Source organism: Bacteroides graminisolvens, from assembly GCF_963666085.1.
In the GTDB taxonomy this organism is placed as follows: Bacteria; Bacteroidota; Bacteroidia; order Bacteroidales; family Bacteroidaceae; genus Bacteroides; species Bacteroides graminisolvens.
On sequence record NZ_OY762556.1, the window covers coordinates 3,335,157 to 3,354,766 of the forward strand.

The 19,610-nt window shown below is 41.4% G+C and carries 17 protein-coding genes and 1 tRNA gene; 12 read left to right on the forward strand and 6 right to left on the reverse strand.

Going from position 1 to position 19,610, the window contains the following annotated elements; translation table 11 throughout:
- The first annotated feature begins 103 nt into the window (after nt 1–103).
- Both ACKPCE_RS14010 and ACKPCE_RS14015 read left to right on the forward strand, forming a co-directional pair.
- A complete protein-coding gene (locus tag ACKPCE_RS14010; RefSeq protein WP_319505644.1) occupies nt 104–2,230 on the forward strand; it encodes a Tex family protein in 2,127 nt (708 codons plus the stop codon).
- A gap of 124 nt (nt 2,231–2,354) precedes the next feature.
- Entirely contained in the window at nt 2,355–3,398 is a 1,044-nt protein-coding gene (locus ACKPCE_RS14015; RefSeq protein WP_319505645.1) for a leucine-rich repeat domain-containing protein, read from the forward strand.
- 200 nt (nt 3,399–3,598) lie between these two features.
- Here the strand turns inward: ACKPCE_RS14015 and ACKPCE_RS14020 are convergent, their stop codons facing one another.
- Nucleotides 3,599–5,218, reverse strand: coding sequence for an ABC-F family ATP-binding cassette domain-containing protein (locus ACKPCE_RS14020; RefSeq protein ID WP_319505646.1), 1,620 nt, complete (start codon nt 5,216–5,218; stop codon nt 3,599–3,601).
- A 233-nt stretch (nt 5,219–5,451) separates the two neighbouring features.
- Here ACKPCE_RS14020 and ACKPCE_RS14025 point away from each other — a divergent pair, with 233 nt between their 5' ends.
- The 3 genes from ACKPCE_RS14025 to ACKPCE_RS14035 all read left to right on the forward strand — a co-directional run bounded on the left by ACKPCE_RS14025 (nt 5,452) and on the right by ACKPCE_RS14035 (nt 7,528).
- Nucleotides 5,452–6,060, forward strand: coding sequence for a nucleotide exchange factor GrpE (locus tag ACKPCE_RS14025; protein ID WP_308764255.1), 609 nt, complete (start codon nt 5,452–5,454; stop codon nt 6,058–6,060).
- A gap of 3 nt (nt 6,061–6,063) precedes the next feature.
- Nucleotides 6,064–7,239, forward strand: a complete 1,176-nt coding sequence (dnaJ, locus tag ACKPCE_RS14030; protein ID WP_319505647.1) for a molecular chaperone DnaJ — start codon at nt 6,064–6,066, stop codon at nt 7,237–7,239.
- A 216-nt stretch (nt 7,240–7,455) separates the two neighbouring features.
- A tRNA-Thr gene (locus tag ACKPCE_RS14035) sits at nt 7,456–7,528 on the forward strand.
- A 137-nt stretch (nt 7,529–7,665) separates the two neighbouring features.
- On the opposite strand, the gene ACKPCE_RS14040 is transcribed toward ACKPCE_RS14035, so the two are convergent.
- Complete coding sequence (locus tag ACKPCE_RS14040; protein WP_319505648.1) at nt 7,666–8,562, reverse strand: toll/interleukin-1 receptor domain-containing protein; 897 nt, start codon at nt 8,560–8,562, stop codon at nt 7,666–7,668.
- A 662-nt stretch (nt 8,563–9,224) separates the two neighbouring features.
- On the opposite strand from ACKPCE_RS14040, the gene ACKPCE_RS14045 reads away from it, so the two are divergent.
- The 7 genes from ACKPCE_RS14045 (at nt 9,225) to xpt (ending at nt 15,822) form a co-directional block, all read left to right on the forward strand.
- Nucleotides 9,225–9,968: a hypothetical protein gene (locus tag ACKPCE_RS14045; protein ID WP_319505649.1), complete on the forward strand. Its 744-nt coding sequence runs from the start codon at nt 9,225–9,227 to the stop codon at nt 9,966–9,968.
- A 295-nt stretch (nt 9,969–10,263) separates the two neighbouring features.
- Nucleotides 10,264–10,509 (forward strand): GlsB/YeaQ/YmgE family stress response membrane protein, encoded by a 246-nt coding sequence (locus ACKPCE_RS14050; RefSeq protein ID WP_319505650.1) that lies wholly within the window; start codon nt 10,264–10,266, stop codon nt 10,507–10,509.
- A gap of 157 nt (nt 10,510–10,666) precedes the next feature.
- Nucleotides 10,667–11,704 (forward strand): endolytic transglycosylase MltG, encoded by a 1,038-nt coding sequence (gene mltG / locus ACKPCE_RS14055; RefSeq protein WP_407655008.1) that lies wholly within the window; start codon nt 10,667–10,669, stop codon nt 11,702–11,704.
- A 37-nt stretch (nt 11,705–11,741) separates the two neighbouring features.
- Nucleotides 11,742–13,337 carry a thiamine pyrophosphate-dependent enzyme gene (locus ACKPCE_RS14060; RefSeq protein ID WP_319505651.1) on the forward strand — a complete coding sequence of 532 codons (1,596 nt, stop codon included), beginning with the start codon at nt 11,742–11,744 and terminating at the stop codon, nt 13,335–13,337.
- 2 nt (nt 13,338–13,339) lie between these two features.
- The gene (locus ACKPCE_RS14065) at nt 13,340–13,921 is read left to right on the forward strand and encodes an indolepyruvate oxidoreductase subunit beta (protein WP_319505652.1); all 582 of its coding nucleotides are present in this window, start codon (nt 13,340–13,342) and stop codon (nt 13,919–13,921) included.
- A 19-nt stretch (nt 13,922–13,940) separates the two neighbouring features.
- The gene (locus ACKPCE_RS14070; protein WP_319505653.1) at nt 13,941–15,245 is read left to right on the forward strand and encodes a phenylacetate--CoA ligase family protein; all 1,305 of its coding nucleotides are present in this window, start codon (nt 13,941–13,943) and stop codon (nt 15,243–15,245) included.
- A 7-nt stretch (nt 15,246–15,252) separates the two neighbouring features.
- Nucleotides 15,253–15,822 (forward strand): xanthine phosphoribosyltransferase, encoded by a 570-nt coding sequence (gene xpt, locus ACKPCE_RS14075; RefSeq protein WP_024996685.1) that lies wholly within the window; start codon nt 15,253–15,255, stop codon nt 15,820–15,822.
- Nucleotides 15,823–16,218: 396 nt separating this feature from the next.
- Here the strand turns inward: xpt and rplT are convergent, their stop codons facing one another.
- From rplT to thrS, 4 genes are all read right to left on the reverse strand, one after another.
- A complete protein-coding gene (gene rplT, locus ACKPCE_RS14080) occupies nt 16,219–16,569 on the reverse strand; it encodes a 50S ribosomal protein L20 (protein WP_024996686.1) in 351 nt (116 codons plus the stop codon).
- A 103-nt stretch (nt 16,570–16,672) separates the two neighbouring features.
- Nucleotides 16,673–16,870 (reverse strand): 50S ribosomal protein L35, encoded by a 198-nt coding sequence (rpmI, locus tag ACKPCE_RS14085; RefSeq protein WP_024996687.1) that lies wholly within the window; start codon nt 16,868–16,870, stop codon nt 16,673–16,675.
- Nucleotides 16,871–16,909: 39 nt separating this feature from the next.
- On the reverse strand, nt 16,910–17,539 hold the full coding sequence (gene infC / locus ACKPCE_RS14090) for a translation initiation factor IF-3 (RefSeq protein WP_034781966.1): 630 nt from the start codon (nt 17,537–17,539) through the stop codon (nt 16,910–16,912).
- A 117-nt stretch (nt 17,540–17,656) separates the two neighbouring features.
- Nucleotides 17,657–19,597 (reverse strand): threonine--tRNA ligase, encoded by a 1,941-nt coding sequence (gene thrS / locus ACKPCE_RS14095; protein ID WP_319505654.1) that lies wholly within the window; start codon nt 19,595–19,597, stop codon nt 17,657–17,659.
- Nucleotides 19,598–19,610 lie beyond the last annotated feature (13 nt).

Below are 19,610 nucleotides of genomic sequence, written 5' to 3' on the forward strand. Positions count from 1 at the left end.
GGGGTATATCTTTATTATTTCATGTGCAAATATAGCATATTTTTGCATTTTCAAAAAGATTAAATGAATATATTTGCAAACAAATCCCATAAAACATAAAAAAATGAAAAATTACCAGTTACTAATTTCCACAGCACTCAACATAGCCGAAAGACAAGTGGAAAGTACACTTAATCTGCTCAACGAAGGGGCTACAATACCCTTTATAAGTCGTTACCGTAAGGAAATGACCGGCGGATTGGATGAAGTACAGATTGGAAATATCAAAGAACGATACGACAAACTATGTGAAATCACCAAAAGAAAAGAAACAATCATTAACACAATAGAAGAGCAGAATAAACTAACTCCCGAGCTTAAAAAGAGAATAGAAGAAACGTGGGAAAGCAGTACGCTGGAAGACATATACCTTCCGTATAAGCCCAAAAGAAAGACAAAAGCCGAGATAGCCAGACAGAAAGGACTGGAGCCTTTGGCCATTACGCTTATGATGCAAAGGGAAAATAACCCGGAAGAAAAGGCTGCTCAATTTCTAAAAAATGGTTTAAAAGATATAAACGAAGCCATCAAAAGCGCACAAGATATTGTAGCTGAGATGGTTAACGAAGACGAGCAGGCTCGTAACACGGTAAGAAACCTTTTCGGGCGACAGGCTGTGATCTCTTCCAAAGTGATCAAGGGTAAGGAGGAAGAAGCTATTAAATACCGCGATTACTTCGACTTCTCGGAACCGTTGAGGCGTTGCAGTTCGCATCGACTGCTTGCCATCCGCAGAGGAGAATCGGAAGGCTTGCTCAAGGTAAGCATCAGTCCGGACGATGAAGAGTGCGTTGGCCGACTGGAACGTATGTTTATACGTAATAACAATGCATGTGCACGTTACGTTGCCGAGGCATTGCAAGATGCATACAAACGCTTGCTGAAACCTTCCATAGAAACCGAGACGGGAAATCTCAGCAAAGAAAAGGCTGACGACGAAGCCATACGCGTGTTCACAGAAAACCTGAAGCAATTGTTGCTGGCTGCTCCCCTGGGACAGAAAAGAGTGTTGGGCATCGATCCGGGATTCCGAACGGGCTGTAAGGTGGTATGCCTGGATGCACAAGGTAACTTGTTGCACAACGAAAACATATACCCTCATCCGCCGGTGAACAAAACAGGAGAAGCTGCTTCCAAAATCAGGAAGATGGTGGAGGCTTATAACATAGAAGCCATAGCCATCGGCAACGGAACGGCAAGCCGCGAAACGGAAGAGTTTATCACCAACCAGCAATTCGACCGCAAGTTACAGGTTTTCGTGGTGAGTGAACAGGGTGCGTCTATCTATTCGGCCTCGAAAGTGGCGCGCGACGAATTTCCCGATTACGACGTAACGGTAAGAGGGGCCGTGTCTATAGGCAGAAGACTAATGGATCCGCTGGCCGAACTGGTTAAGATTGATGCCAAATCAATCGGTGTGGGACAATATCAACACGATGTAGACCAAACCAAACTGAAGAAAGCACTCGATCAAACGGTGGAGAATTGTGTGAACCTGGTCGGCGTAAACTTGAACACGGCAAGCAGTCACCTGCTTACTTATATTTCGGGTTTGGGACCTCAGCTGGCGTTGAACATCACCAACTACCGGGCAGAGAACGGTGCGTTTGCATCACGCAAAGAGCTGATGAAAGTTCCCCGCATGGGTGCCAAGGCGTTTGAACAATGTGCCGGTTTCCTGCGTATACCCAACGCCAAGAACCCGCTCGACAATACCGCCGTGCACCCTGAAAGTTATCACATCGTAGAGAAAATGGCCAAAGACCTGGGGTGTACCGTTGCCGAGCTGATAGCCAACAAAGAGTTAAGAGGGCGCATCGACTTGAAACAGTACATCACTTCAACGGTGGGACTGCCAACACTGAACGATATCATGCAGGAGCTCGACAAGCCGGGAAGAGACCCGCGAGAAACGGCCAAAGTGTTTGAATTCGACAGAAGCATACGCACACTCGACGATTTACGCGAAGGAATGATACTGCCCGGCATCGTGGGCAACATCACCAACTTCGGCGCTTTTGTTGATCTGGGCATCAAGGAAAACGGATTGATACACCTCTCGCAAATGGCCGACAGGTACATATCCGATCCTTCCGAAGTAGTATCCATTCATCAGCACATCACGGTGAAAATACTCAGCATAGACAAGGAACGCAAACGCATACAACTCACTTTAAAAGGAATAGAGTAAGTAACAAATCCTTTTGAAATACAATAGTTTGTTAACACGGTAAGCAAATTAGCTATAAAATATAAAAAGGTAATTTGCTTACTGAACTATATTGCTATATTTGTCTAAACATTTATTTTGTACCATGAAAAGAAGACATCTATTAGTCGTTTTAATGATTGTGACGGGTGCTGTTAACTCAGTAGCCCAAGTGAGTAAAACCTTCTTCGTGAGCAAAGCCGGACAGATGATTTCCGCACTGACCGAAGAAGAAGCTCGCAGCGTAACACACCTCACGCTTACCGGCAAAATCAATGCAATCGACTTCAGGCATCTTCGTGATGAATTTAGCAGCCTGGAAGTTTTAGACATATCGAATGCAGAGATAAAGATGTATATGGGTAAAGACGGCACGTACCCCGATAAGTTCTACGTATACCCTCCCAATTGCGTTCCGGCTTATGCCTTCTGCAAACAAGAAAACGGAGTATACAAAGGCAAAACCACGCTGCGCAAAGTGGTGCTTTCCGAAAAGACACGTAACATTGAAGATGCGGCATTCAAAGGATGTGAGCAACTCAGCATCTGCCAGATAAAGAAGAAAACCCCTCCCAACCTGCTGCCCGAAGCATTGGCCGACAGTGTAACCGCTATCTTCGTACCGTTGGGTTCTAGTGACGGCTATCGCCTAAAGAAGAGATGGGAAAACTTTGCCTTTATTGAAGGTGAACCGGTGGAAGCCACCATTCAGGTAGGACTGATGAGCAGTCTAGAAAACGAAATAATGAAAGCAGGCTTTCAGCCAAAGAACATTAACTTCCTCACGGTTGAAGGCAAGCTGGACAATGCAGACTTTAAACTGATACGCGATTACATGCCCAACCTGGTTTCCATTAACATGGAGAAAACCAATGCCACCGTTATTCCCGAATTTACGTTTGCACAGAAGAAATATTTGCTGCGCATGCAACTGCCTGCACACCTGAAATCCATTGGTCAAAGAGCTTTCAGCAATTGCAGCCGCCTGAGCGGAACGCTCGAGTTGCCCGAAACGGTAACCGCCATTGAGTATGGTGCCTTTATGGGATGCAGCAACCTGCATTACGTAGTAGCAAAGGGAAATCGCATCACTACATTGGGCGATAACCTGTTTGGCGAAGAGAATAGCAAGCTCGTTTATAAGAGATAAACCGCTCATTCCCTCATAAAATGAATGAAAAAAAGTATCACCAAGTATCACCAAGTATCACCAACTTTTTTGCAGGTGAACAATGCTTGTCTCCACCCGGATCTACACATTTCGTACACCCCGGTGTACGATAGCAATACACCCGGATGTACAGCATGTGTACACCCGGGTGTATAAAAGATTTTGTAACGAGCAAATCGTTATCCCTCACCGTACATTCTGGTACGAATCTCCTTGATGTGGTCCGATGTAATATAATCATCATACTCCATCATCTTATCAATCACACCATTCGGTGTAAGTTCAATCACACGGTTGGCCACTGTCTGAATAAACTCGTGGTCATGTGAGGAGAAAAGTATATTACCCTTGTAAGCCTTCAGGTTATTGTTGAAAGCCTGAATAGATTCCAGGTCAAGGTGGTTGGTCGGCGTGTCAAGGATAAGACAGTTGGCACTTTTCAGCTGCATGCGCGCAATCATACAACGCATCTTCTCACCTCCCGAAAGCACGTTCACCTTCTTCAGAACCTCTTCGCCCGAGAAGAGCATACGCCCCAGGAACCCTTTCATGTACACCTCGTTGCCCTCACCAAACTGGCCCAACCAGTCCACCAGGTTCAAATCGGTATTAAAATATTCCGTATTATCAACCGGCAAATAAGCCGTAGTAATGGTTACCCCCCAGCTGAAATGACCACTATCGGGCTTCATCTTATCGTTAATGATTTGAAAGAAAGCAGTCATGGCACGCGGGTCTTTCGACAAGAACACAATCTTGTCACCTTTCTCCACGTTGAAGTTCACATCACTGAACAGCACCACACCGTCTTCCGTCTTCTTGCTCAAGCCCGAAACCTCCAGAATCTGGTTACCCGGTTCACGTTCGGGAGTAAAGATAATACCCGGATACTTGCGTGAAGAAGGTTTGATTTCCTCCACATTAAGCTTTTCGAGCATCTTTTTGCGGCTGGTAGTTTGCTTACTTTTTGAAACATTGGCACTGAAACGACGAATAAACTCTTCCAGTTCCTTCTTTTTCTCTTCAGCCTTAGCCTTTTGGTTTTGCTGCTGACGCAGTGCCAGCTGACTGGATTCGTACCAGAAACTATAGTTACCGGCAAACATATTAATTTTACCGTAATCAATGTCCACCGTATGCGTACAAACCGAGTCGAGGAAGTGACGGTCGTGACTTACCACCAACACCGTATGTTCAAAATTAGCCAGATACTCTTCCAGCCACATAACCGTTTCCATGTCGAGGTCATTGGTAGGCTCATCGAGCAACAGATTGTCGGGATTACCATAAAGAGCCTGTGCCAGCATGACACGCACCTTTTCCTTACCACTCAAATCGCCCACTAAAACGTAGTGCTTATCCTCCTTCACACCCAGTCCGCTAAGCAACATGGCAGCATCACTCTCGGCATTCCATCCGTCGAGTTCAGCAAATTTCTCTTCAAGCTCAGACACCTTGAGCCCGTCTTCGTCTGTAAAATCTTCTTTGGCATAAAGCACTTCACGTTGCTTCATGATATCCCAAAGCACACTGTGCCCCATCATCACGGTATCCATTACCGTAAAGGCATCCCACTTAAAGTGGTCCTGGCTTAAAACGGACAAACGTTCGCCCGGACCTTGCGTGATTGTTCCCGTTGTTGGGTCCAGATCACCGTAAATAGTACGTAAAAAAGTTGATTTTCCGGCACCGTTGGCACCGATAATGCCGTAGCAGTTACCACTGGTAAATTTAAGGTTTACATCATTAAACAATACCCTTTTACCAAACTGTACCGATACATTTGAAACTGTAATCATTCTATGTTTTTTGTTATTTAATTCCTATCTCAATATGATTCGGCGGCAAAGGTAGTCATTTTTAATGAATTATAGCGCATGCCGGGGGTGTCAATCTGACATAAAAGCATTACCTTTGCCGGCCGTAATGGCAACTTATGTTAATTGGCAAAGTTTTTGTTGGCTAAAAAGCAGACATTCTGTCCTGCATAGGGCAACATTCATGAATTACAATGAAAAATAATACAATAAATATGGATCCAAAAGAAAAAGAAACCCTTAACGAAGAGCAGTTAAATACAGAAGAAACAACGGATTGTACAGACGCGCCGCAAGAAGAAGCGGCTGCCACCGATACAAACCAAAACCAAGGTGAAGAAACTCCCGTTCTGTCGGTAGAAGAAGAATTGGCGCGCCAGCTGGAAGAAGCCAATGCAACCATCGAAGAGCAAAAAGACAAATACCTTCGCCTGTCTGCCGAGTTCGACAACTACCGCAAAAGAACACTCAAAGAGAAAGCCGAGTTGATTTTAAACGGTGGCGAGAAAAGCATCAGCAGCATCCTGCCCGTTATCGACGATTTGGAGCGTGCCATTAAAACAATGGAATCGGCAACCGATGTGCAAGCCGTAAAAGAAGGAATTGAACTTATCTACGGTAAGTTCATGGGCATTCTCGGGCAGAATGGAGTGAAAGTTATTGAAACAAATAACCAGATTCTCGATACTGATTACCATGAGGCTATCGCTGTAATCCCCGCACCGTCTGAAGAACTGAAAGGCAAGATTCTGGATTGCGTGCAGACGGGATATGTACTGAACGAAAAAGTAATCCGTCACGCTAAAGTGGTTGTAGGAGAATAAGTTATGGAGAAAAGAGATTATTATGAAGTGCTTGGCGTCAGCAAGGACGCTACGGCCGACCAGATAAAAAAGGCATACCGCAAAAAGGCCATTGAGTTTCATCCCGACAAAAACCCGGGAGACAAAACGGCAGAAGAGAATTTTAAAGAAGCTGCCGAGGCATACGATGTTTTGAGCAACCCCGATAAGAAAGCCCGTTACGATCAATTCGGACACGCGGGCATGGGCGGTGCAGCCGGCAACGGCGGACCGTTTGGCGGTGGCTTTGGTCAGAACATGTCTATGGACGACATTTTCTCTATGTTTGGCGATATATTTGGTGGACATTCAGGCTTCGGAGGCGGCTTCGGCGGCTTTGGCGGTGGCGGTGGTGGCCAGCAGCAGCGTCGTTTTCGCGGTTCCGACTTACGTGTGAAGGTGAGACTCAACCTGAAAGAGATTGCCAATGGCGTTGAAAAGAAGTTCAAACTGAAGAAATACGTGCCTTGTTCGCACTGTCACGGCAGCGGCGCAGAAGACAACAGCGGTTCGGAAACCTGTCCAACCTGTAAGGGAAGCGGAACGGTGATACGCAACCAGCAAACCATTCTGGGCACGATGCAAACCCGCACCACCTGTCCTACTTGCGGTGGCGAGGGCAAGATTGTGAAAAACAAATGCAAGCATTGCAACGGAGACGGCATCGAGTATGGCGAAGAAGTGGTATCTGTAAACATCCCCGCAGGAGTAATGGAAGGCATGCAGCTGTCTATGCAAGGAAAAGGTAACGCCGGAAAACGAAACGGCATACCGGGCGACTTGCTTATTCAGGTAGAAGAAGAAGCGCATCCCGAACTGATTCGTGACGAGAACGACTTAATTTATAATTTGCTGCTGAGCGTACCTACAGCGGCTTTGGGTGGTGCGGTTGAAATTCCTACCATCGACAGCAAAGTAAAGGTAAAAATTGATCCGGGCACACAGCCGGGTAAGGTTCTGCGCCTTCGTGGCAAAGGATTGCCTTCGGTTAACGGTTACGGCACTGGCGACCTGTTGGTCAATGTAAGCGTATACATTCCCGAAGCGCTCAGCAAGGATGAGAAAGCCGCATTGGAGAAACTGGAAGGTTCAGACAACTTCAAGCCCAGCAGCGGTGTGAAGGAAAAAATATTCAAGAAGTTCCGGAACTTCTTCGATTAACGGATAGACAAAAGTTGGGCAACTTTTTTAAATTGTTGGCCAACTTTTCAAAATTGCAGGCCTGAGATTTTTATTTCTAGGCCTGCATTTTTTTATCCCTGCATCAACTTGTTTATCAACGCTTTACGAGTCTTTTCTAAAAAAAGCAGAAACTTTTTTCTAAATTAAGGCACGCTATTTAATATAATATTATAAATTTGCAACCGTAAAATTCAAGCCGATATAGCTCAGTTGGTAGAGCAACGCATTCGTAACGCGTAGGTCGCCGGTTCAAGTCCGGCTACCGGCTCAACTCTAAAAGCCCTATAAGTAATAATTAAGACTTATAGGGCTTTTATAATTTTGATAGAATGAAGTCTGAATGTGAATTATAATTTAGAAACAGTTGTATATTATAAATTATAAAATAATAGGAAGATTCATTGTTCACTCTTTTATTTCTGCATGTAGCTTGCTTATTAAAAGTTCTATTTCTTTATTATAATTATTTTCATTTCCTAAGTCATCAAATTTGGGCCATCTTAAAGCAAATGTATCAGCTAAAACTGGAGAATAATCATATATCTCTTTAATAGTTATATCATACCAAATAGGTAAAATAATTCTCTCATCAAAGATTAATGATCTTGTGAAAATGGAATTAAATTCAGTCTTTGTCCATCCGGTATTCGATATAAAATTTGGCGACAAAATTATCACACACTTTCTAGCACTCTTAATACCATTTTCAATGGACTCTCTTAGGCTTTGCCCAACCTTGAGAGAATACTCATCATACCAAACCGTACACAGTCTTGAACTTAGCCCATTAGCCAACGGGCGAGCTATTAATTCTTTATCTCTAGAATCATGCGAAATAAAGGCTAGTGGTTTATCGTTACTCATCTTTTCATTTAAATATTTTAAATCTCGGATTATTATAGAGAAATCTTTTTTATCAGCTAAAAAATTACAATAAGAGACCTCATCTTCAGTAAGGTTATTATTACAATAAATATAAACCCTCTTACTTGAAACTTCTTCAAATAAGCCAGATGTTATATCACTTCGAAACCCTGATTGAATACTAGTACAACCAAAATTAGCAACATCTAACTCGTAATTACCCACAACGTATTCAATAATAAATTTACAATTTACAGTTGTATCAATATAATAAGTTAGTTGCCTTACGCCAGTACTTATATCACACCAACAATTTTTAAGCAAAGGTTCCTCCCATAAAGTTTGTCCTGTAGAGTTATCTAAGCACCTCAATGTTTCTTTAGACTCAATCTTCAAGCCTTTAAAATCATTGTTAAAATATTCAACAAGTTTCGACATACATTTTTATCATTTAAACATTTGGCATATATAACCAAAGAATATTGAAATATTATTTTATGTACTTAATATTATATAAACCATATTTATTAACAATATAATCGACTTAGACGACTCATTTTTATATACAGAGACAAGTTTTTACCATCATATTCTGCTGCATTCATTTCAGTGTCCAATCAATTGACGTTGTACTTATAAATCATCTGCGAATTACAAAGATAGTTTTTAAGCACTTAATAGCAACTTCAAAACTAGACATCAAACCACTTTTAGTATTCTCTTATTCATAAAATAGAACTTCATAATAGCACCCTTCTTACCATATCCTAATAGTTATTACAAAGATATATGTTTTTTTGCATAATCTCCCTTTGTTTTACACAATTTCCATTAATAACTTTTATTAAAAAAAACATCACGAAAACTTTAACTCAACAAAGTTATCTAGATAAATTAGTTCAAAATACATCAATATTAGTACAGTATACTCTTATAAAGAAAGCACACCTACGCTAATCTAGTTACTATTAAAATACAATTATTCAATCATTAATTAAAAACCATATCCAATTTTATTCTTAATAAATAAAATTATCATTAATAATATCTGACTTTATAATATATTGCATACATTTACAAAATAAATTCCTTATATTAATATGAAATACAATGACTTTTTATATCGCTGGGATTGGAAAATACGTAGTTCTAATATTGTGCTTCGTGATAAATTGCATTGTTTAAATTGCGGGCAAAGAGGAATACACTTTGTCTATTTTAAGTACAATACAATAAACGATATCAATAACATTTTAACCACGCCACTTCTACTAAATAAAATGGATATTGACTTTTTTAGCAAAATCGCATTCAATAATATAAGCAAAGATATCAATATTTTTCACACAGAATTCAATCACGAGATACAGGCAGAGTGTCCTTTAATAAAAATTTATTCAAGTATTATAGAGGTTTTCTATAATACTCCATTTCATTTTATATCGGAAAAAGAAATCGAACCATTAAATTTAAAAATGACAGGTAAAGCACATCAACATGTGGTATTTGAATTAAGCCCGATTAAAAGCAATATAGTATTATACACGTTAATTACAAACAAAGAAATATCAGACAACAATTATATACTGATAAGTCCCATAAGTATAAACGGGATAATATGTTCATTAGCTATTACAATAACAATTAAGCCTAATAAGATACTTTATTTTTATGGACCTATCACTCCTTCTAACAATCCACTTCTTTCCTTAGAAGTCCACCATTTATCATACCCTAATCCCAACAATCCATTAGATTGTGATGATTCTAACCTTATTACACTATGCCATGAGTGTCACAAAAAAACACACAATATAAATTCAAATCAATTTAACAAGAAGTGAAAATATGAATTATAATTATTTATATATGTAAACTTACTTTTTTAATATCACACGTATAGAAAAATAAAACATTCTCTTTCCTAGTACTCATTCAAAAAAACATCTTCCATTAATAAAAATGAAGGCAATGAGTTCAAGCAATACTTAATTAAATGAGCTACTTAAATTACGGAAAAAGTACGGGATGTAAGCAATATATTGGCATCAGTGATCCCCGACTCTTCTTTATAAAAACTTTTTTACTTCTACCGTGTTATTACTTAATACAATTGTTTAATCATTAATAAAGAAAACTATGAATTTGATTTGGTACATTCTAATTGGTATGCTTGCCGGTTATTTAGCAGGGAAAATTATGCGCAGAGGGGGCTTCGGCCTATTAACAAACTTGTTATTAGGAATTGTGGGTGGTGTGCTGGGTGGCTGGGTATTCAGTCTGCTAGGATTCCAAACAACAAGTATTATAGGTAATTTAGCAACTTCAACAGTTGGAGCTATTCTTCTTTTGTGGATAGCGTCTTTCTTCAGAAGAGACTATTGAGACTTTTCAATTACAATAATTAAATAATGCGTGAGAGCTTCTTAATTAGAGATGTTCTCACTCTTTTTTGTCCTGATTTCCAATATTTTCACGCTACACTAAAGCCAATTACTACAAATCTTTATATCTTTGCGTGCAAATTCAATTTACTCGCCAAATGACTTCAATAAAGAACAAAAAGCTACTAATTGGTATATCTTTAGGTGTATTGTGTAGTCTTTGTGCCTTGGGCACTATCTATTATTATCTGCTTTATCCGCAGTTCAAACCGTCTGACAAAGTATATGTGTACATTGACAAGGATGACAATACCGATTCTGTGTTTAACAAGGTTATTGCTGCCGGAAATCCGGGTAACTTTCAGGGGTTTCGGTTGTTGGCCAAATACCAAAACTTCAGTGAGCACATACATACCGGGCGGTACTTAATCAATCCGGGCGATAATATCTACCGTGTTTATAAGCGTTTGGCACGCGGGCACCAGGAGCCTATGAATCTGACTATCGGCAACCAACGAACCAAAGAGAAGCTGGCCGGTTATTTGGGAAAACAATTGATGATTGACTCGGCCGAAATTGCCAATCAGCTACTGGATTCTGCTTTCTGCGCGCAGTTGGGCTACAAAGAGGAAACGGTTATCTGTCTTTTTATTCCGGATACGTACCAAATTTATTGGGACATCAGTCTGGATAAGTTCTTCAAGCGGATGCAGAAGGAGCACAGCCGTTTCTGGAACAGTGAACGTCTGGCCAAAGCAAAATCCATCGGTTTTACTCCGGAAGAGGTGGTTACCATTGCTTCTATCGTTGAGGAGGAAACAAACAATAACGCCGAGAAGCCTATGGTAGCGGGGTTATACATCAATCGTTTGCATGCTTCCATGCCGCTGCAAGCCGATCCGACCATTAAATTTGCCTTGCAGGATTTTGGACTGAGGCGTATCATGAACAATCATCTGAACATCAATTCACCTTATAATACGTACCGAAACATCGGTTTGCCTCCGGGCCCCATCCGCATACCTTCTGTCAAAGGCATTGATAGTGTGTTGAATTACACACGTCACGATTACATTTATATGTGTGCCAAAGAGGATTTCTCGGGGACTCATAATTTTGCGGCAAACTATGCCGAACACATGGCCAACGCACGCAAGTATTGGCAGGCACTCAACCAACGTAACATTTATAAATAAAGTATATAATACCAGATTAACACCAAAAGAAAGAAATATGGATAAACAGCTTTTACTAGGAGACGAAGCCATTGCGCAAGCGGCATTAGATGCTGGCTTATCGGGCGTATATGCATACCCCGGAACACCTTCCACTGAAATTACTGAATACATTCAGGCTGTGCTTAAAAACACTGACTCAAACATTCACCGTAATTGGTGCGCCAACGAAAAAACAGCAATGGAAGCAGCTCTTGGCATGTCGTTTGTCGGCAAAAGAGCATTGGTTTGCATGAAGCATGTAGGGATGAATGTAGCGGCCGATTGTTTTATCAACGCTGGTGTAACGGGGGTAAACGGTGGAGTAATAGTTGTTGCTGCCGATGATCCCAGCATGCACTCTTCACAAAACGAACAAGATAGCCGGTTTTATGGCGACTTTTCTCTGGTTCCGATGCTGGAACCAAGCAACCAGCAGGAGGCGTATGACATGGTGTACAGCGGGTTCGAATTGTCTGAAAAGACCGGCGAACCGATTTTGCTTCGCATCGTTACTCGTCTGGCTCACTCGCGCGCAGGGGTTGAACGGAAAGCTGTAAGGGCACAAAACGAAATTTCTTTCAGCAAAGATCCCCGACAGTTTATTTTGCTTCCGGGCAATGCTAGAAAGAGGTATAAGGCTTTACTTGCTCTTCAAAGTGAATTGATTGCTGCGTCTGAGAATTCAATCTACAACACGTTAACCGAAGGACCAAATAAGAAATTGGGTATCGTTGCCTGTGGCATAGCTTACAATTATTTAATGGAGAATTATCCTGATGGTTGTGAGCATCCGGTTTTGAAGATCGGACAGTATCCTCTTCCCAAAAAGCAATTGGCTCAATTGGCTGAGTCTTGTGATGAGATATTGGTACTGGAAGACGGACAGCCTTTTGTTGAAAGGCAACTCAAAGGGTATCTGGGAATTGGTGTTAAGGTTAAAGGTCGCTTGGATGGCACGCTCTCAACCGATGGCGAATTAACACCCGATTCTGTTGCCAGGGCATTGGGTAAAAGTTCTTCGGTGTTCTTCACCACGCCTGCCGTTGTGGAAATGAGACCTCCGGCTTTGTGTGATGGTTGCAGCCACCGCGACATGTACAATGCACTGAACGAGGTATTGAATCAGGAGTATCCGCAACACAAAGTATTCAGTGACATAGGTTGTTACACATTAGGAGCCAACGCTCCGTTCAACGCAATCAACTCATGCGTGGACATGGGGGCTTCTATTACTATGGCCAAAGGGGCAGCCGATGGTGGTTTGTATCCTTCGGTAGCCGTGATTGGTGACTCTACGTTTACACACTCCGGAATGACGGGCTTGCTCGATTGTGTGAATGAGAAGAGCAATGTAACTGTTGTGATTTCCGACAATGAAACAACCGCGATGACGGGTGGTCAGGATTCTGCGGGAACAGGACGCATTGAGGCTATCTGCATGGGACTTGGTGTGGAACCTGAGCATATTCGTGTAGTGGTTCCTCTGAAGAAGAACTACGAAGAGATGAAACAAATCATCCGTGACGAGATTAATTACAAGGGTGTATCTGTTATTATCCCCAGAAGAGAGTGTGTACAAACCTTATCGCGTAAAAAGAAAAACAGCAAGTAACCATGAAAAAAGACATTATATTATCGGGAGTTGGTGGCCAAGGTATTTTATCCATAGCAACGGTTATCGGTAAAGCGGCTCTGAAAGAAGGCCTTTACATGAAGCAATCTGAAGTGCATGGCATGAGCCAGCGTGGTGGCGATGTGCAATCAAATTTACGCATCAGCGACCTGCCCATTGCCTCTGATCTTATTCCACTGGGCAAATGTGACTTGATTATTTCATTGGAACCCATGGAGAGTTTGCGCTATCTCCCTTACCTCAATCAGGAGGGATGGCTGGTAACCAACGAGACTACGTTTGAAAACATACCCAATTACCCCGATAAGCAGCTTATTATTGATGAAATAAACAAGCTTCCGCACAAGGTAATATTGGATGTTGATAAAGTAGCCAGGGAAGTTGGTTCTGCGCGTGTTTCTAATATGGTATTGCTAGGAGCAACTACTCCGTTTCTGGGTATTGATTATGCAAAAATAGAAAACAGCATACGCGAGATCTTTGAAAAGAAGGGAAATGAGATTGTTGAACTGAATCTGAAAGCACTTGCTGCGGGCAAGAAGATTGCAGAAAACATGATGTGACAAACTTAAATCTAGTACTATGAACACAGAATATTGGGAAAAGTCCATCGAGACTCTGCCACGGCAGGAGTTGGAGAAGCTGCAACTGGAACGTATCAAAAGCACGTTGACAGTAGCTTCCAACGCTCCCTACTACAAGGATCAATTTCAAAAGCACAACATAAGTCCGGACGCCATCAGGTGTCTGGACGATTTCCGCAAGCTGCCTTTTACCACCAAAGCTGACATGAGAGCGAATTATCCTTTCGGTTTGCTGGCGGGTAATCTGGATGATGCGGTCAGAATTCATTCGTCGAGCGGTACTACGGGGAATCCGACTGTGATTATACACTCACAACACGATTTGGATTCTTGGGCCAATTTGGTTGCCCGCTGTTTATACATGGTGGGGTTGCGTAAGAAGGATGTGTTTCAAAACAGTTCAGGCTATGGTATGTTTACCGGCGGACTGGGTTTTCAGTATGGTGCCGAACGTTTGGGGGCATTGACGGTTCCTGCTGCGGCTGGTAACAGCAAAAGGCAGATTAAATTCATAACTGACTTTAAAACAACGGCTTTGCATGCCATTCCCAGCTACGCCATTCGTTTGGCCGAGGTCTTTCAGGAAGAAGGGATCAATCCGACAGAGAGTAGTCTGAAGACGCTTATTATAGGGGCGGAACCGCACACCGATGAGCAGAGAAGAAAGATTGAGCGTATGCTTGGTGTAAAGGCTTACAACTGTTTCGGGATGACTGAAATGAACGGTCCCGGTGTAGCATTTGAATGCCTGGAGCAAAACGGAATGCATATCTGGGAGGATTGTTATCTGGTAGAAATTATCGATCCGGAAACGTTGCAACCTCTCCCCGACGGTGAAATTGGCGAATTGGTTCTTACGACACTTGATCGCAATATGATGCCGCTCATTCGCTACAGAACACGTGACCTTACGCGCATTATTCCCGGTGAATGCCCCTGCGGACGTACGCACCGACGCATTGATCGCATCAAAGGAAGAAGCGATGATATGTTTATTATCAAAGGGGTGAATATATTCCCCATGCAAATAGAGAAGATATTGGTACAGTTTCCTGAATTGGGAAGCAACTACCTCATTACACTTGAAACGTTGCACAATCAAGACGAGATGATTGTAGAGGTGGAACTGAATGAATTATCAACAGATAACTACATTGAGCTTGAAAATACACGAAAAGAAATTGTGCGCCGCCTAAAGGATGAAATTCTAGTCACTCCGAAGGTCAAGCTGGTTAAGAAGGGGTCTTTGCCTCAAAGCGAAGGAAAAGCTGTACGTGTGAAAGATTTGAGAGATAACAAATAGATACATTATGCAATTATTAAAGAAAAGAATTCTTCAGGACGGGAAATGTTTTGAAGGGGGAATTTTAAAAGTAGACAGTTTTATTAATCACCAGATGGATCCGCAATTAATGAAGGCCATCGGGGTGGAATTTGTAAGACGCTTTGCTGGTACAAAAGTAAATAAGATCATGACCATAGAAGCAAGTGGCATTGCTCCTGCTATCATGACGGGATACCTACTGAATCTTCCGGTAGTCTTTGCTAAAAAGAAATCACCTAAGACAATAGAAAATGCGTTGAGCACCACCGTTCACTCTTTTACCAAAGACAGAGATTATGAAGTGGTTATCAGCTCGGACTTTCTGACTCCCGACGATAAGATTCTGTTCGTTGATGATTTTCTGGCGTACGGTAATGCTGCATTGGGCATAATTGACTTGGTTAAGCAAGCCGGTGCCGAACTTGTAGGAATGGGATTTATTATTGAAAAGGAGTTCCAAAATGGCCGTAAACGAATTGAAGAACAAGGAATCAGGGTGGAATCTTTAGCAATCATTGAGGATCTTTCGCATTGCCAGATACGTATTAAAGAATAAGTATCCTAGGGCTATAGATACAAAAAAGGGCAGACTTTTAACAAGTTTGCCCTTTTTAATAAAGCCGCATCGATGATGTGATGAAACTCCGAATGACATGATTTGAGTGCTCACCCTCTTTGTAATCCACTGACTAAAAAGTATCCCGAAGGATTGTGGCCCGCCATTGAAAAGCAAAGCTTGTCTCGGTATTTCAGTTTACTTGATGAGTTTCCCAATCCAACCAATGCGGCTAATTCTTTTATGCAACAAAGATAACCTTTATCTATAATAAAAACAAGCACAAAGCGTGATTTGTTCACTAACTTTTTAAAACGAACTTGCCCAAGTTCACATGATTGCAAACTTGGGCAAGAATTATCATTTCAGAGGTTGCCCCTCTTTCAATTCAGAAAATTAAGCAGCTTTTGCTTTAGTTACGATTGCTTTGAAAGCTTCCGGATGGTTCATAGCTAAATCAGCTAAAACCTTACGGTTAATTTCAATGCCGGCTTTGTGCAAAGCGCCCATCAACTTAGAATAAGACATACCTTCCAAACGTGCAGCAGCATTGATACGCTGAATCCAAAGCGCACGGAAGTTTCTTTTCTTATTTTTACGGTCACGGTAAGCGTAAGTTAAACCCTTTTCCCATGTGTTTTTAGCAACGGTCCAAACGTTTTTTCTTGCACCAAAGTAACCTCTGGTTAATTTCAAAATTTTCTTTCTTCTTGCTCTTGAAGCAACATGATTTACTGATCTTGGCATAGTTTTACTCTTTTTTGAATGTTAGCGCCATTGATTAACAATGATCTTAAAGGCTAATGCATTCGGTTAATACTTTTAATAATACTTTTGTACGCTCTCGAGGTTACTTCATTGCTAAGAGTTCCTTAACCTGGCTTACGTTAGTAACGTCAACTGTTGTTGTGCTGCACAAGTTTCTTTTTCTCTTTTTAGACTTCTTAGTCAAAATGTGACTGTGGAAAGCGTGCTTTCTTTTGATTTTACCTGTTCCGGTAAGAGCGAATCTTTTTTTAGAACCGGAGTTAGTCTTCATCTTTGGCATCTTAATTGATATTTAATTATTAAAATTGATGGTGACGCACTATACCTGCGCGTCATCCATTGGTTTTGATTCTTCTGAATCGTCCTTCACCTGAGGCTTTGCCGGAGCAACAGCCGGTTTAGTGACAACTTTCTTGGGCATTTCTTTTCTCTTGGGAGATAAAAAGATTGTCATCCTTTTACCTTCAAGAACCGGCATTTGGTCAACCTTTGCATAATCTTCAAGATCATTGGCAAAACGTAACAATAATACCTCACCCTGCTCTTTAAACAAAATGGAGCGACCTTTGAAGAACACATAAGCCTTCACTTTATCTCCATCTTCCAAAAAACCTTTTGCATGTTTCAATTTGAAATCATAGTCATGGTCATCTGTTTGAGGACCAAAACGTATTTCTTTCACATTGACCTTAACCTGCTTAGCTTTTTGTTCTTTCTGACGCTTCTTTAACTGATAAAGAAATTTAGAATAATCAATAATACGACAAACAGGTGGCTCTGCATTTGGAGAGATCTCCACTAAATCCATTTCACGCTCCTCGGCCATTTTTAAGGCCTGAAAGATTGGATAAACTTTTGCTTCAATCTCTTCGTCGCCCACAATGCGGACTTCTTTGGCACGGATCTGCTCGTTGATCCGATGTTGCCCTTTTAAGCTGTCATTCTTCATTAAAAAACGATTACTTCCGGTTTGTTTCTTCTTTATTACCAATTATTATTATCATTAAAGTAAAAGCGAACTTTAGAACATTAAAAAAATGCTATGCTTCTACATTTCGCGGCAAAGTTACCACATATTTATCATATTTTGTACTTCTTCATTAAGAATTTTACCAAAATCCTCAAATTTCATACTTCCTTTGTCACCTTCACCTTGTTTTCTGACAGCAACCTGTCCTTCGGCTGCTTCTTTCTCACCTACAATCAACATGTAAGGGATACGTTTCATTTCATTATCACGTATCTTACGGCCTATTTTTTCATTACGTTCGTCAACAATAGCACGAATGTCAATGTTCTCAAAATATTTTTTCAGCTCTTGTGCATAGCCGTTGAACTTCTCACTAATTGGCAGAATAGCAACTTGGTCAGGTGTGAGCCACAACGGAAATTTACCACCTGTGTGTTCAATCAACACGGCCACGAAACGTTCCATAGAACCAAAAGGTGCACGGTGAATCATAACAGGACGATGTTTTTGGTTGTCGGCACCGGTATATTCTAACTGGAATCTTTCGGGCAAACTGTAGTCAACCTGAATGGTTCCCAACTGCCATTTACGACCAATTGCATCACGAACCATAAAGTCAAGCTTAGGACCGTAGAATGCAGCTTCTCCAAGTTCCACACGGGCTTTGAGACCTTTTTCTTCACAAGCTTCAACAATAGCTCGTTCAGCCTTTTCCCAGTTCTCATCAGAACCGATATATTTTTCACGGTTATTAGGGTCTCTGAGTGATATCTGTGCTTCAAAATTTTCAAAGTTAAGTGCTTTGAAAATAATAAAGATAATATCCATTACACTCAAGAACTCTTCTTTCACCTGATCCGGACGGCAGAAAATATGCGCATCATCTTGCGTAAAGCTGCGAACACGAGTCAAACCATGAAGCTCACCGCTTTGTTCGTATCTATAAACGGTACCAAATTCGGCCAAACGCAAAGGAAGATCTTTATATGAATGAGGCTGCCATTTGTATATTTCACAATGATGCGGACAGTTCATCGGCTTCAATAAGTACTCCTCTCCTTCTTCCGGTGTGTTAATAGGTTGAAAAGAGTCTTTTCCGTATTTGGCATAATGACCTGAAGTTACATAAAGCATTTTATTGCCGATATGAGGGGTCATTACCTGTTGGTAGCCAAAACGTTTCTGTATTTTTTTCAGAAAATCTTCCAATCGTAAACGAAGAGCCGTTCCTTTAGGTAACCACATAGGAAGACCTTTTCCTACTGTTTCCGAGAACATGAAAAGTTCCATTTCTCTACCAATTTTACGGTGATCGCGCTTTTTAGCTTCCTCCATCATAGCCAGATGCTCATCGAGCATCTTCTTCTTAGGGAATGTGATACCATAAATACGAGTCAGCATTTTGCGATTTTCTTGTCCGCGCCAATAAGCACCGGCAACAGAAGTAAGCTTGATAGCCTTAATAGCTCCTGTGTTTATAAGGTGCGGTCCACGACACAAATCAGTAAATTCCCCTTGAGTATAAGTGGTGATCTTACCGTCTTCTAACTCCGAAATGAGTTCACATTTGTATGTTTCGTGACGATCTCCAAACATCTTCAAAGCATCACTCTTACTGATCTCTTTTCTAACCACTGCTTCTTTCTTTGCAGAAAGTTCAGCCATTTTGGCTTCGATAACAGCAAGGTCAGCTTCTTTTATGACTGCCTCACCCGGATCTACATCATAATAAAATCCGTTTTCAATAGCCGGACCTATACCAAATTGGATTCCGGGGTAAAGTTCCTGTAGAGCTTCCGCCAACAAGTGTGCACTAGTATGCCAGAAAGCATGCTTACCTTGTTCATCCTCCCATTTGTACAACACCACAGAAGCGTCTTCCATAATAGGACGTCCCAAATCATAAATATCTCCATTAACGCCACACGCTAACACATCTTGCGCAAGACGAGAACTAATGCTCTCTGCTATTTGCAGACCAGTAACTCCTTCGTTGTATTCACGAACTGAGCCATCAGGGAATGTTATTTTTGTCATATTTTAATGTTAT

What these genes read in the sequence shown, in the direction of transcription:
- thrS (WP_319505654.1), bottom strand. Translation starts at nt 19,597, where the DNA reads ATGACAAAAATAACATTCCCTGATGGCTCAGTTCGTGAATACAACGAA.
- ACKPCE_RS14045 (WP_319505649.1), top strand. Translation starts at nt 9,225, where the DNA reads ATGAAATACAATGACTTTTTATATCGCTGGGATTGGAAAATACGTAGT.
- ACKPCE_RS14060 (WP_319505651.1), top strand. Translation starts at nt 11,742, where the DNA reads ATGGATAAACAGCTTTTACTAGGAGACGAAGCCATTGCGCAAGCGGCA.
- infC (WP_034781966.1), bottom strand. Translation starts at nt 17,539, where the DNA reads ATGAAGAATGACAGCTTAAAAGGGCAACATCGGATCAACGAGCAGATC.
- ACKPCE_RS14015 (WP_319505645.1), top strand. Translation starts at nt 2,355, where the DNA reads ATGAAAAGAAGACATCTATTAGTCGTTTTAATGATTGTGACGGGTGCT.
- ACKPCE_RS14040 (WP_319505648.1), bottom strand. Translation starts at nt 8,562, where the DNA reads ATGTCGAAACTTGTTGAATATTTTAACAATGATTTTAAAGGCTTGAAG.
- xpt (WP_024996685.1), top strand. Translation starts at nt 15,253, where the DNA reads ATGCAATTATTAAAGAAAAGAATTCTTCAGGACGGGAAATGTTTTGAA.
- ACKPCE_RS14065 (WP_319505652.1), top strand. Translation starts at nt 13,340, where the DNA reads ATGAAAAAAGACATTATATTATCGGGAGTTGGTGGCCAAGGTATTTTA.
- ACKPCE_RS14010 (WP_319505644.1), top strand. Translation starts at nt 104, where the DNA reads ATGAAAAATTACCAGTTACTAATTTCCACAGCACTCAACATAGCCGAA.
- ACKPCE_RS14050 (WP_319505650.1), top strand. Translation starts at nt 10,264, where the DNA reads ATGAATTTGATTTGGTACATTCTAATTGGTATGCTTGCCGGTTATTTA.
- rplT (WP_024996686.1), bottom strand. Translation starts at nt 16,569, where the DNA reads ATGCCAAGATCAGTAAATCATGTTGCTTCAAGAGCAAGAAGAAAGAAA.
- mltG (WP_407655008.1), top strand. Translation starts at nt 10,667, where the DNA reads ATGACTTCAATAAAGAACAAAAAGCTACTAATTGGTATATCTTTAGGT.
- ACKPCE_RS14070 (WP_319505653.1), top strand. Translation starts at nt 13,941, where the DNA reads ATGAACACAGAATATTGGGAAAAGTCCATCGAGACTCTGCCACGGCAG.
- ACKPCE_RS14025 (WP_308764255.1), top strand. Translation starts at nt 5,452, where the DNA reads ATGGATCCAAAAGAAAAAGAAACCCTTAACGAAGAGCAGTTAAATACA.
- ACKPCE_RS14020 (WP_319505646.1), bottom strand. Translation starts at nt 5,218, where the DNA reads ATGATTACAGTTTCAAATGTATCGGTACAGTTTGGTAAAAGGGTATTG.
- rpmI (WP_024996687.1), bottom strand. Translation starts at nt 16,870, where the DNA reads ATGCCAAAGATGAAGACTAACTCCGGTTCTAAAAAAAGATTCGCTCTT.
- dnaJ (WP_319505647.1), top strand. Translation starts at nt 6,064, where the DNA reads ATGGAGAAAAGAGATTATTATGAAGTGCTTGGCGTCAGCAAGGACGCT.